9 protein-coding genes and 1 pseudogene are annotated in these 13,489 nt (G+C 34.9%); all 10 read right to left on the bottom strand.

Annotated elements, in window-relative coordinates; translation table 11 throughout:
- Nucleotides 1–62: 62 nt before the first annotated feature.
- The 10 genes and pseudogenes from OEI98_RS01160 to OEI98_RS01115 all read right to left on the bottom strand — a co-directional run bounded on the left by OEI98_RS01160 (nucleotide 63) and on the right by OEI98_RS01115 (nucleotide 13,355).
- Nucleotides 63–1,406, bottom strand: coding sequence for a GH1 family beta-glucosidase (locus OEI98_RS01160; RefSeq protein WP_266039031.1), 1,344 nt, complete (start codon nucleotides 1,404–1,406; stop codon nucleotides 63–65).
- A gap of 32 nt (nucleotides 1,407–1,438) precedes the next feature.
- Nucleotides 1,439–3,792, bottom strand: a pseudogene (locus OEI98_RS01155) (glycoside hydrolase family 3 N-terminal domain-containing protein).
- A 29-nt stretch (nucleotides 3,793–3,821) separates the two neighbouring features.
- A complete protein-coding gene (locus OEI98_RS01150) occupies nucleotides 3,822–4,664 on the bottom strand; it encodes a carbohydrate ABC transporter permease (protein WP_266039030.1) in 843 nt (280 codons plus the stop codon).
- A gap of 24 nt (nucleotides 4,665–4,688) precedes the next feature.
- Nucleotides 4,689–5,600, bottom strand: a complete 912-nt coding sequence (locus OEI98_RS01145) for a carbohydrate ABC transporter permease (protein ID WP_266039028.1) — start codon at nucleotides 5,598–5,600, stop codon at nucleotides 4,689–4,691.
- Between the two features lie 86 nt (nucleotides 5,601–5,686).
- On the bottom strand, nucleotides 5,687–7,120 hold the full coding sequence (locus OEI98_RS01140; RefSeq protein WP_266039026.1) for an ABC transporter substrate-binding protein: 1,434 nt from the start codon (nucleotides 7,118–7,120) through the stop codon (nucleotides 5,687–5,689).
- A gap of 139 nt (nucleotides 7,121–7,259) precedes the next feature.
- On the bottom strand, nucleotides 7,260–8,762 hold the full coding sequence (xylB, locus tag OEI98_RS01135; RefSeq protein ID WP_266039024.1) for a xylulokinase: 1,503 nt from the start codon (nucleotides 8,760–8,762) through the stop codon (nucleotides 7,260–7,262).
- Between the two features lie 14 nt (nucleotides 8,763–8,776).
- Nucleotides 8,777–10,093, bottom strand: a complete 1,317-nt coding sequence (xylA, locus tag OEI98_RS01130) for a xylose isomerase (RefSeq protein WP_266039022.1) — start codon at nucleotides 10,091–10,093, stop codon at nucleotides 8,777–8,779.
- A 32-nt stretch (nucleotides 10,094–10,125) separates the two neighbouring features.
- Nucleotides 10,126–11,154, bottom strand: coding sequence for a TIM barrel protein (locus tag OEI98_RS01125; RefSeq protein ID WP_266039020.1), 1,029 nt, complete (start codon nucleotides 11,152–11,154; stop codon nucleotides 10,126–10,128).
- A 197-nt stretch (nucleotides 11,155–11,351) separates the two neighbouring features.
- A complete protein-coding gene (locus OEI98_RS01120; protein WP_003869011.1) occupies nucleotides 11,352–12,005 on the bottom strand; it encodes a potassium channel family protein in 654 nt (217 codons plus the stop codon).
- A gap of 15 nt (nucleotides 12,006–12,020) precedes the next feature.
- Nucleotides 12,021–13,355 carry a TrkH family potassium uptake protein gene (locus OEI98_RS01115; RefSeq protein ID WP_266040522.1) on the bottom strand — a complete coding sequence of 445 codons (1,335 nt, stop codon included), beginning with the start codon at nucleotides 13,353–13,355 and terminating at the stop codon, nucleotides 12,021–12,023.
- Between the last annotated feature and the right edge of the window lie 134 nt (nucleotides 13,356–13,489).

Here is a 13,489-nt window from a genome sequence, read left to right as displayed (position 1 = left end):
GAGAACATTTCAACATTACTATGAAAAATGCTTTATCCCATCCCTTATCAGAGGGATTAGTTTCAATCTTCGATACCATCATCCAATATTACCTCTTTGTACCACAATGCACTGTCTTTTAATATTCTCTTTTGCGTCTCATAATCCACATAAACTATCCCAAATCTTTTTGAATATCCATGGGCCCATTCAAAATTGTCCATTAATGACCACACAAAGTATCCTTTTAAATTGCCTCCTTCTTCTATGAACTTTGCTGCCGCTTTTAAATGCTCTTTTATGTATTCTATTCTTTTATCGTCGTGTACTCGTCCATCCTCTGTCACTTCATCTTTAAATGCTGCTCCATTCTCTGTGATATACATAGGCAGTTTTGTATATTCTCTATCTAATCTCTTTAAAAGGTCATAAAAAGACTCTGGGCTTATCTCCCATCCCATCTCCGTCCTCTTACCTGGACCCGGTACATTCTCTGCCTTTAGCATGGAATCTTCGTTGTATTTTACAATACTTCTTGTATAATAATTGACTCCAAGAAAATCTATCGGAACACTTATAGTCTCTAAATCTCCTTCTTTTATAAAGTCAAATTCTCCAATTATTTTACTATATAATTCCATTATATCCTCTGGATAATTGCCTTTGAATATTGGATCTAAAAACCATCTGTTAGAAAATCCGTCAGCATATTGGGCTGCTAATTTGTCTTCTTCTTTTTCACTTGCAGGATATGCAGGGGTTAAGTTTAGTGTTATACCAATTTTACTCCCTTTTATATTCATTTCTCTGAAGGCTTTTACTGCTTCTCCATGGGAAAGTAGTATATGATGAGCTGCTATTAGTGCTTCTCTGTAATTTTTGTGCCCTGGCGCATGTTCTCCTATCCCATAGCTTAATATTGATGCACACCATGGCTCATTATGAGTTATCCATAGGGGTATCGCATCGCCTAATTCTTCAAATAGTTTCGTGGCGTATTCTACATACCATTTTATACTTTCCTTATTTAGCCAGCCTCCTCCTTTGTCATAAGCCCATTGGGGTAAATCCCAGTGATAAATTGTTGCAGCTGGTACTATATCTCTTTTCTGTAATTCATCTATTAACTTCTTGTAAAAGTCCATCCCTTTTGGATTGTATTTCCCTTCCTCAGGGAAAATTCTTGGCCATGCAATTGAAAATCTGTAAGCTTTTACTCCTATTTCTTTTAGTATCTCTACATCTTCTTTATAGCGGTGGTAATGGTCACAGGCTACATCTCCTGTGTGACCATTATATGTTTTTCCTTCTGTCTTTGAAAATGTGTCCCATATGGAAGGGGTCCTCCCATCTTCATTTACAGCTCCTTCAATTTGGTATGATGATGTAGCAGTTCCCCAAAGAAAATCTTTTGGAAATTTTATCAATATTATCACTCCTATCTCTATTATTTGACTTTCTATTTATTCTCTACCCTTACTTCCGTAATAAATTTTTTGGCTACTTTCTCTTTTTCTCCTACAATTTCAAAATAATCCCTTAGCCTTATATCTTCAGAAGAGCTCCCTATCATTACATCTACACGTCCTGGTTCTACCACATACTCCATATTCTCATCATAAAAACCCAGTTGTTCAATAGAAAGTTTGAAAATAACTGTCTTTTCTTCACCAGCATCTAAAGTAATGCGTTTAAACCCTTTAAGCTCTTTAACAGGCCTTGTAACACTTAAAGCTTCTTGATGTATATAAAGTTGAGCAACCTCATCTCCCTTTAACGGACCTGTATTTTTTATATCAACAGAGATTTCAACCATTCTGTCCTCTAAAGAAACTTTTTTATTAGAAATGTTAAGATTAGTGTATGAAAACTTTGTATAACTAAGGCCATAACCAAATGGATATAAAGGCTTTGTGCTTAATTCTACATAGTCTCCTTTCCAATGAGTGCGTCCTCCAGAAGGTTTATGATAATAATACACTGGTAACTGCCCTACAGATCGAGGAATAGAAATTGGTAATTTACCTCCAGGATTATAGTCACCAAAAATCACATCTGCAATAGCTCTTCCCCCTCTTCACCAGGTAACCAAGCTTCAATAATTGCTGGAATTTTTTCGGCTATCCAAGAAATAGACATTGGTCTTCCATTTATAAGTACCACTATTACTGGTGTACCAGTTTCATAAACTGCTTTTATCAGCTCTTTTTGTACACCCGGCAAATTAAGGTCTGCCCGATCTCTTGATTCACCAGAAGTACATCCATCTGTTAGCCCTGATTTATCTCCTACTACTACAACAGCAACATCAGCCTGTTTTGCAATCTCAACCGCTTCTTTAAAACCATCCTTACTATTGTTAAGAACATCGCAGCCTTTTGCATATAAAACTTCTGTATTAGAAGAAACTTTTGCCTTAATTCCCTGTAGCACAGTTACAATAGGTACATAAATATCTTTTGCTTCTAAGCTTTCTGGCAAAGGTGTATTAAAAACATTGTCTGTCTCTCTCATTTCAAGTAATGATTCAATATGACAAGGATATGCATAATCACCAATCATATTGCGAATACTATCAGCATTGGGGCCAATAACTGCAATAGATTTCAAATCTTTCTTTAAAGGCAGCAAATTATTTTCATTTTTCAACAATACTATAGACTCCTGCGCTATTTTATAAGCTAGTTCTCGTTGTTCATTTGTATCAAAAATCTCAACAGCCTTTTCTTCGTTTACATAAGGATTCTCAAATAACCCTAATTCAAATTTTATTTTTAAAACTCTCTTTACAGCTTCATTTACAAAATCTATATCAATCTCACCACTTTCAATTAACTCTCTAAGCGGCAAGCCATAACAGTCAGTGCTTGGTAATTCCACATCAACACCAGCCTCTAAAGCCAATTTTGCAGCTCCCTTTTTATCTGATGCCACATGATGGTACTCGTAAAGCTGGTTTATAGCAAAGTAATCAGATACTATAATTCCCTCGAAACCCCAATCTTTACGTAAAATATCGTTTAACAATTTTTTTGATTTGTGACACGGTACCCCATCAAGTTCGTGGTATCCCGGCATAATCGAACTTAATTTCGCCTCTTTTACCGCCGCCTCAAAAGGATAAAGAAAAACTTCTCTAAGCTCCCTTTCTGGAATATGAGCAGGAGCCCAATTCATACCTCCTTCTGAATTTCCATATCCCACAAAATGTTTTCCTGTAGCTACAATGCCTTCCTTTAAACTTTCAGCTTGAAGCCCACGAATATATGAAACACCCATGCTCATTACTAAATAAGGATCTTCCCCAAATGTTTCTTCTGTTCTTCCCCATCTTGGATCTCTTGTAACATCCAATAAAGGTGCAAGAGCCTGCCGAGCTCCAACAGCTTTCATCTGTTCTCTAATCACAGAAGCCATTTTTTCAACAAGTTTGGGATTCCAAGTACTTGCCACACCTATAGTTTGAGGGAAAATAGTAGCCCCTTTAGCCATATAGCCACTACAAGACTCTTCATGAATCAAAGCGGGTATACCAAGTCTTGTATTTTCAATTAAAAATTTCTGAATCTGATTTGCTATCCTCACTGTCTCACGTGGTGATAAATTACTTGCTCCACCAAGGCGGGTAATCTGGCCTATTCCATATGACATCAATTTTTTAGCTTTATCAAAAGAAAATTTCATATCATCTAATATTTCATATACCCAAATACTATTTAATTGTTCTACTTTTTCTTCTATAGTCATTTGATGTAATAAATCTTCTACTCTTTTTTCTACTGATTGAGTGGAATCTAAATATAATGGCTTCATTTAAAAATCCCCCTTTTGCTTTTATTTTTTTACTCTTTTATAGCTCCCATTGCAATTCCGCTTACAATATATTTTGAAAATATAGCATAAACTATTATAATAGGAATCATCGTGATTGCAAGACCAAGGTATATTGCTCCATATTCTGTCCTGTACATGTCTCCTCTTAATAATTTAACAACCATGGGAAGAGTGTACTTTTCAACTTTTGAAATTAACATAAATGGGGTAAAAAAGTTATTCCAGGAGGCAACAAAAGATAAAATTCCCATCGTAAAAGCACCAGGCTTTGCTATAGGTAAAATAATTCTATGAAAAATCCCCAGTTCTCCACTTCCTTCGATACGTGCAGCTTCTATTAAATCCTTTACTATCGTAGATTCTAAATATTGTAGTGCAAAAAACACCATTGGAGGTGAGGCAATAGCTGGAATAATTAATGGAATATAACTATTTAATAGTTTTAAAGATGCCATATATTTATAAAATCCAATTATTGGCACTAATTGAGTTGGAACAATTGTCAAAAGTACAACAATATTATATAATATTTTTTTCCATTTAAAATCATATACATGAATTGCATAAGCCGTCATCATTGAAAAATAAACGGTTAAAAAAGTGACAGGAACAGATATAATAAGGCTGTTTAAGAAGCCTCGCCATATGTTTACTCCCATACCCGTAAGATGATTCCAATTTATTACTAGATTATTACTTGGCAGCAAACTAACTCCTTGTTGTATTTCAGGTGTGGAACGCGTAGCATTAACAAGCAAAAGCCATATAGGTAAAATAGCAAGTAAGAAAAGTATAATTAAAAAGATATACACTCCTATTTTTATAAATTTCATTCGAAGTTTATAACTCATAGTCCCATCCTTTCTTTTTTATCTTTATTCTTTCTCTTTTAGCAGCCTTATTATAATAAACGCTGCAGCAGCAGTTATAAGAAAAATCATAACTCCAACAGATGCAGCAGCTCCAATATAGCCATCGCCACTTGAAAATTTCATATACATCAAGACGCTCATTGTTCTTATAGCTCCATCAGGCGCTCCTGTACCGTCAGTTAATAAATAAGGTATATCAAACATCTGCATTCCACCTGATAACGAAGTTACAAGTACATATATTAGAACCGGTTTTAAAAGAGGAAGAGTAATTTTAGTAAACATTTGCCATGAATTGGCACCATCCACTAGAGCTGATTCGTAATATGAAGGTGAAATCGAAGATAACCCTGCCATTAGAAAGATTATTGTTACTCCATACCACATCCACCATTGAATAAACGCTACAATAAGCTGGGTCCAAGTAGTACTTCTAAAAAAGTCAAAAGCTTCTTTTAAAATTCCTGTACGAACTGCTATCTGATTTACAGGTCCATATAGAGAGAAAAAATTATAAAAAAGTGCAGCTACAGCAACTGGCATAAGTATATTTGGCAAGTAATAAATTGTTCTCCATAAACCAATAAATTTAATTTTTAACCTATTATTAACAAACCAGATAGCCAAAAGCATAGCAATACCTAATTGGGGAATAAAATTTATAAGCCAAATTTTCCAAGTATTTATTGCCGATTTTAAAAAATAGCTATCAGAAAATAATTGTTTAAAATTTGCAAATCCAACAAAGTGATATGACGAATTCATTAGAGTCATATCTGTTAAACTTAAATAGAAAGTATAAAGAAGTGGATAGAGATTAAAAGCTAAAAAGATAACTATAAATGGTAAAGTAAAAATATAACCATAATAGTTTTTATTAATCTTACTTTTCGACTTTAAATTAACAGCTTCCATATTTGTATTCCCTCACTTTTATAAAATTTACTAAGAAACCTAGAGAAAATGCCAACAAAACGTTAGCATTTTCTCTAGCTAATATATCAATTAACTTGAACATTGGGAAGAGCATTTTTAACATTGTCTTTAAATTGCTTTACCGCTTCCTCTTTACTTACTTTACCAGAAGCGTAAGCATCCAACGGATCCCATAATGCACGTTGAATCACATCATCCGTGCCTTGAATATTTTTGAGAGTATTAGCAAGATCAATGCGTTTTGCTGCTTCTGCAAATACTTCATAAGGATTTTGTCCACCAACAAATTTACTTGCAGGAGCATCTTTCATTTGAGGTATTAATTCTTCTACTACTTTTTTGCTAGACACAAAGTCTCCAGCTGGCTGTTTTAAATCGTTGCCAACGCTTGGATCTATCTTCTTTAGGTATTCATTCGTGTAAACACCTAGTGCCCAATTTTTCAATGTTTCCTCATTCAAAGTAGCAAATTTTATAAATTCCTTTGCTAATTCTATATTCTTGCTGTCCTTAGGTACTCCAAACCAAGTGCCTCCCCATTGATATGGTAAAGGCCCTGGGATAAGAGCCCAATCGCCTGAAGTATCATGCCCTACTGTTTTACCTTCCTTGTTTTGTTTTGCTACAGCATTAGGTTGCAATACGTATGACAATCCCCATGTTGGCAGAAAATATGCAAAAACTTGTTTTGGATTACCTTTTGCATCCACTAACGAATCGTTCATGCCAGCAAACCAGCTTTCCGACCATTGTTGCGTTTGCGCTTCATATCCGTTTTGTCTAAACAATTTGGCAATATCAAATAATTTATCAATTTGTGGATCTATAACCAATTTATTATTTACTATCCATGGCTGTGACCTATTTGCAAAGAATAAATTTCCAAAGTCAGCTGTAGAAGCTACCATGTAAGTATTGCCATTAGACTTTTCTTTTACGATTTTTGCTGCTTCTGCAAATTTGTCAATGTTAGACATTAGTTCTTGAATCTTTGCAGGATCATCCGTTCCAAAGTATAATTTTGCAAGACTTCTACGATAATACATAACGCCAGGAGTAGCCTGATAAGAATAAGCTTTTATCACACCATTTTGATCCGTACCCATATCTATAGTAAATTGATAAGTCTCTAACTTTTTTGCTTCAGGAAGTAAATCAGATATGTCAGCCAAATAATTACTTTCCACAAAACTTCTCACAAAGCTTGCTTCCAGAGCAACAACATCTGGAACATCTCCCGACTGTAATGCAGATTTAAGTTTTAATTGATATTCCCCCTCTGTCATTGGAATCATAGTAAACTCTATTTTCACATCTGGATGTTTCTCTTTAAAAGCTGTTGCGAAAACCTTTGCTTCATTAGTAAAAGACCAAATTTTTAATACTTTTTCTTTTGACTGAACTGACCCAGATTGTCCCGTTTGACTATTTTGTCCGCATCCCGATAACAGCCCAACCACCATAATCACAATTGTAATTAAAGCAATGATTTTCCTCATTCTTTTCACCCTCCTGAATTTGTACTATGAAAATTTTATTATTATTTTTAATTTAACAATTTTTTTGATTTTATCTCACCTCCCTTTAACATTTCCCTTTAATATTGTGTTTTTAATTTTACAAGTTTATTTTTCGAAATTAATTTATACTGGCTATTTCCCTAAACCTATCTTTAAGGGCCTTATACAAACCTCTATAAATCTGATATATTTCATTATATTTACTTACATTTTCTCCTATTGGGTAAACACTGTCAGTCACTTTGATGAGTTTGCTACACGCCTCTTCAACATCTTTAAATACCTCATATCCTACAGCCGCCATTATTGCTGCGCCAAAAGCTGGTCCTTCAGTCGCATTTACCATGTCTACTCTGACACCAAAAATGTCTGCAAGTATTTGTCTCCACAGCACACTTTTTGCACCGCCACCGCTTACTCTGACTTCATTTACCGGTATATTGAGTTCTTTTATTATCTCAAGTGAATCTCTAACCCCAAATGCTACACCTTCAAGTATTGATCTTGTCATATGCCCTCTATTGTGTGTCATGTTTAATCCTATAAAACTTCCTCTTGCGTAGGGGTCACTGTATGGAGTTCTTTCCCCCATTAGATAGGGTAAAAATATTAGTCCGCCGCTACCTGGTGCTACTTTCTCTGCTTCTTCTATAAGTTTTTCATATGTTATAGAAGAACCATTGAAATTGTTTATGTTGTCCACCCACCACTTTAAACAAGCAGCTGCTGAAAGCATTACTCCCATTACATGCCATTTGCCATTGGCGTGACAGAAAGAGTGTAACCTATTTTCTCCATCTACCACATATTTATCTTGACTCGCAAATACAACTCCTGAAGTGCCAAGTGCAACTGATACTATGCCACTTTTTACTGTTCCTGTCCCTACTGCTCCACTGGCTTGGTCTCCTCCTCCGCCTACAACTATTGTTCCTTCTTTTAATCCTGTTAAATCAGCTACGTCTTTTGTGACATATCCAGTTACCTCCGTAGATTCATAACATTTTGGCATCCAATTATAAGGTATGTCTAATGCATCTAGCATCTCTTTTGACCATTTTCTATTTTCTACATCAAATAACAATGTACCTGATGCATCTGATACATCTGTTGCATATTCATTTGTCAATTTAAATCTGATGTAATCTTTAGGCAAAAGTATATGATGAATCTTTTTATATACATCAGGGCGATGTTTTCTTACCCATAATATCTTTGGGGCTGTAAATCCGGTTAATGCTTTGTTCCCTGTGTATTTTGTCAATCTTTCTTTGCCTAATGTTTGGGTAATATAATCACATTCCTCTTGCGTCCTTTGGTCATTCCAAAGTATAGCAGGCATTAGTACATTGTTGTTCTCATCTAAAAGTACAAGCCCATGCATTTGACCACTTAAACCTATGCCTTTTATATCATCATTTTTTACACCAGTTTTAATTATTAACTCACGTATGCCATCTTTTGTGGCATTCCACCAGTCTTCAGGATTTTGTTCTGACCACCCAGCTTGGGGATAATATGCTGGGTATTCTTTGGATATGCTCCCTATGACATTTCCATTCTCCTCTATTAAAATTATCTTTACAGCTGATGTACCCAAATCTATCCCAAGAAAATACATATTTTAGCCCTCCGTCATTCACTAAATAAATACTGATTTAATACTGCCTCTAACAACTCTTGCTTGCCTGATTTGTTCTCAATCTTTGGATTGTTTAATGCATATTCTTCAAGAGTTTTAAAGTTCGCTTTTCCACTTACTATCTCTGCTCCTATGCCTTCTCGATAACTTTTGTATCTTTCTTCTATAAAGCTATCAAATACACCATCTTTAACAAGCTTATACGCTACTTTAAATCCTTTTGCAAAAGCATCCATTCCTGCAATATGCCCTAAAAATAGGTCTTCTGGTTCAAATGAAGCACGTCTTACTTTCGCATCAAAATTAAGCCCACCTTTGTCAAAACCACCCATCTTAATGACTTCATACATTGCAAGGGTTGTCATTCGTATGTCTGTCGGAAATTGGTCTGTATCCCATCCTAAAAGCATATCTCCCATATTTGCATCTATAGAGCCTAACATATTGTTAATTCTTGCATATCTTAATTCATGTTGAAAGTCATGTCCTGCAAGTGTGGCATGGTTTGCTTCTATGTTTAATTTGAAGTATTTATCAAGGTCATATTTCTTCAAAAATGCATATACGTTCGCTGCGTCAAAATCATATTGGTGTTTTGTCGGTTCCTTTGGTTTTGGCTCAATTAAAAGCTGCCCTTCAAATCCTATCTCTTTTGCATATTCTACTGCCATGTGCAAAAATCTTGCGAGGTTATCAAGTTCCAATTCCATATCTGTATTGAGTAGTGTTTCATATCCTTCTCTTCCGCCCCAAAATACATAGTTCTGTCCTCCAAGTTCTTTTGTTATTTCAAGTGCTTTTTTTACTTGGGCTGCTGCATATGCAAATACATCTGCATTACAGGAAGTTGCTGCTCCATGTACAAATCTCGGATTTGAAAAAAGATTTGCTGTACCCCATAATACTTTTGTTTTGCTCGTCTTTAAATAATCTTTAATCATTGCAACTATTGTATCTAAATTTTTGTTCGTCTCTCTTAAATTCTCCCCTTCTGGAGCTATATCTCTGTCATGAAAACAGAAAAACGGTACGTCAAGCTTTTCAAAAAATTCAAAAGCTGCCTCTACCCTCGCCTTAGCAATATCCATAGGATCACTTAGATGATTCCATGGTCTTTGCATTGTAGGTGCTCCAAATGGATCTGTCCCATTGGCTGTAAATGTATGCCAGTACGCTACTGAAAAACGCAAGTGTTCTTTTAAAGGTTTTCCATCTATTATTTCATCAGGATTGTAAAATTTAAATGCATATGGGTTGTTTGACTTTGGTCCTTCGTATTTTATTTGTGGTACATTTTTGAAGTATTCCATGTCATTTTCCTCCTTTTTGAAAATATAATTATTTAAAACTTTGCTCCAAGTGCTTTATATACTTCTTTATAAGCTTTTACAGCATCTTTAGTTTTTTTCGCTTCATATAGACGCTCTGTATTTATTTTGGAAGCTAAATCATATATAAATTCCCAGTGTATCACACTTTCTTTAACAGCTTCTATCGCATCTTCTGTATAGGGTAAAAGGTCAAAACCTATTCTCTCGCCATTTTTGCCATAACCAATAAGTTGTAATTCTTTAGCAAGTTCTAATGTCTCCATAAATCGTAAGGCACCAACCATATTATCGTCGTCAAATGTTCCCCATCCACTGTTTGCATGATGATGGCCTAATTTATTTTCCATTGCAAGCAGCCTTGCATATTCGGCTAAATTTTCGCCATTCATGATAAGATGTTGCCAATCCATGTTGACTTTTAAATTGCTGGTATCTACTCCCCTTTCTTTAACTTTATTGATAACATATAGTGTCATACCTATGCTTCTCATAGCCACTTTCATGGCAGGTTCACTGTTTTTATGCTCAAGAAATATAGTAACTCCTTTTTTATTTGCATGTTCTGTAAGAATGGCAATTGCATCTATGAAGTCATTCCACATCTTTTCATAATCTGCCTGAAAAGGATAATTATATCCTTCACCACCAGGCCAAATTATAAAATTGGCACCAGCTGAAGACGCTAAGTCTATACCATCTTTAGCAATGTTTATAGCTTCCTTGCGTATTTCAGGAAAAGGATTTACTAAAGAACCTAAAGAATATTTAGGATTTGTATGATGACCAAGTGCTATGCAATATATGTCCTTTCCTTCGCTGGCTAATATTTCTTTTATACTGTCTACATTATCCTCATTTATCTCATTTGGGTAATGGTATTCATATCCGTCAATAAAATCCCCTAATCCCTTGAGAACTCTTTCTGTCCTTGCTTCCATTGTCTCATTTGAAAGCTCCTTGTGGTATCCTGCAGGAACGAATCTTGTAGCAGCAGGGCCAAATGCCCATATTCCAACACTGTTTTTTAATTTTCTTTTCATTTATATAACCACTCCAATAGTTTATTGACTCAACAAACTTATATTATATATATTCTACACTGATTCAAAAAATCCTTCTTTTTTGACCAAAAAATTTTAAAAAAATAATTGGTAATTTATTGAGCTATTGTAAAAAATAAAGCCATGGAGTGTTATATAAATCTCCAATGGCTTTATTCATCTCACTTTCTTAGAATCTACATTTTTATCTCGAATTTCTTAATGTCTGTATTTTTGCCGCAAACAGCCAATACATCACCTTCATCAACCACATAGTCCGGTCCTGGTGATAGTATAATCTCATCATTCAACTTTTTTGCCGCTATGACATTTAATCCATATTTTTCTCTCATGTTTATATCCCTTAATGTTTTATGAAACCACTCTTCAATTGGAAGAATTTCTGCTATGCTGTATTCCTTAGAAAACTCAATAAGATCTAATAAATTGCTTGAAAAAACATTTCTGGCGACCCTTATACCCATATCTTTTTCGGGCATAACAACCCTGTCTGCTCCAACCTTGTAAAGAACCCTCGCGTGTAATTCATTGTGAGCTTTTGCTATTACGTATTTTACCCCCAATTCTTTCACAAGCATTGTTACCATAATACTTGATTCCATATTCTTTCCTATAGCGACTATGGCCACATCAAAATTTTTCACACCTAGAGACTTAAGTACATTTTCATCAGTAGCATCAGCACGCACTGCATGTGTTACCAAGCCATTCATAGATTGCACCAATTCTTCATCTTCATCTATAACCAGTACGTCATTGCCCATTTCATATAAAGTCTTAGCCAAACTTATGCCAAAGCTTCCTAATCCGATAACAATAAACTGTTTCACATTCTCACCTCTGTTTTAGCCTACCATAATTTTTTCTTCAGCATATTTTATTATAGGTTTAGGCCTTCTCTGCCTTTTTGCCAATGCCAACGCCAATGTTAAAGGACCAACTCTGCCAGTATACATTGTAAATATTATAATAATTCTGCCAACTGTAGTCAATTCAGGGGTAAGCCCGAGTGATAGTCCTACAGTTCCAAAAGCTGAGATTGTCTCGTACAATATAGTCAAAAAGTCGGATGTTTCAGTAATAGATAAAACCATAGTCACGGAGAAAATAATAAAAACGCTTATAAAAGATATAGCTACAGCTTTATAGACTATGTTTCTGCTAATAGTGCGCTTATAAAGTACTGTCTCTTCTTCACCTTTTATAACTGATAACACAGTATATAGTATAACCGCAAAAGTAGTTGTCTTGATACCTCCACCTGTTCCAGCTGGAGAAGCTCCAATAAACATAAGTATTATTGTCAAAAATTTAGACGCTATAGTCATGTCAGAAAGCGATAACGTATTAAAACCAGCTGTTCTGGGTGTCACAGCTTGAAATAATGATGCAAGTATCTTTGTAGGAAAATCTAATGGTTTTAATGTTTTTGGATTATTGTATTCAAATAAAAATATAAGCAGTGTGCCGATAGCAATTAAAAACAATGTCATAGTTATAACAATTTTTGAATGCAGTGTAAATTTGTTAAAATGTCTATGTTCGTATATATCAAGCAAAACGTAAAATCCTAACCCGCCAAATATTATCAAACCCATTATGACCAGGTTTACCACCCAGTCAGAAACATAACCCGTTAGACTCCTAAAATTACCCATAAGATCAAAGCCAGCATTATTAAATGCAGAAATAGAATGGAACAAGCCGTAATACACTGCTTTTTTTAATCCCATCTGCGGTAAAAATCTCAAAGTCAATATAATTGCGCCAATGCTTTCAAATAAAAAAGAAACCATTAGTATATACTTGGCAAATTTCACAATGCCTCCAAGACTATTTGTATTGAAAGCTTCTTGCATCACCAATCTCTCTTTAAAGGTAATTCTCCTACCAAGGATCAATGCGAAAAGCGTTGACATGGTCATAATACCTAAACCGCCAACTTGTATCAGCAGCATTATCACTATCTGCCCAAAAGTAGACCAATAAGTTTTCGTGTCAACAACGGTAAGGCCAGTAACACATGTAGCTGAGGTAGCCGTAAAAAGCGCAGTTAAAAAATCTGCCCCTTCTCCACTTTTAGTTGCCACAGGTAACATTAGTAATAAAGTTCCAATTAATATAATAGCTGCAAATCCTAAAGCAAGTACTTGAGTAGGTGTCAGTTTTATTTTTATTATAAAAAATCACCTTCCTATAGAGAAAAAAACCATTGAGGTCTTTATAATCGGTTTCACTGATAAAATGCCTAAAACAAAAAATTTTTAACGTCTAAATTATAACAAATTACTGTCATCGAGTCAATCATTCTACT

Origin of the sequence: Thermoanaerobacter sp. RKWS2 (assembly GCF_026240795.1) — a bacterium.
Lineage (GTDB): Bacteria > Bacillota > Thermoanaerobacteria > Thermoanaerobacterales > Thermoanaerobacteraceae > Thermoanaerobacter > Thermoanaerobacter ethanolicus.
Note: the sequence above shows the minus strand (reverse complement) of the source record. Positions and strands in the feature narration are given on the sequence as shown.

Excerpts from the sequence above, each read along its gene's own strand:
- xylB (WP_266039024.1), bottom strand. The coding sequence starts at position 8,762 with ATGTATTTTCTTGGGATAGATTTGGGTACATCAGCTGTAAAGATAATT.
- OEI98_RS01140 (WP_266039026.1), bottom strand. The coding sequence starts at position 7,120 with ATGAGGAAAATCATTGCTTTAATTACAATTGTGATTATGGTGGTTGGG.
- xylA (WP_266039022.1), bottom strand. The coding sequence starts at position 10,093 with ATGGAATACTTCAAAAATGTACCACAAATAAAATACGAAGGACCAAAG.
- OEI98_RS01125 (WP_266039020.1), bottom strand. The coding sequence starts at position 11,154 with ATGAAAAGAAAATTAAAAAACAGTGTTGGAATATGGGCATTTGGCCCT.
- OEI98_RS01150 (WP_266039030.1), bottom strand. The coding sequence starts at position 4,664 with ATGAGTTATAAACTTCGAATGAAATTTATAAAAATAGGAGTGTATATC.
- OEI98_RS01145 (WP_266039028.1), bottom strand. The coding sequence starts at position 5,600 with ATGGAAGCTGTTAATTTAAAGTCGAAAAGTAAGATTAATAAAAACTAT.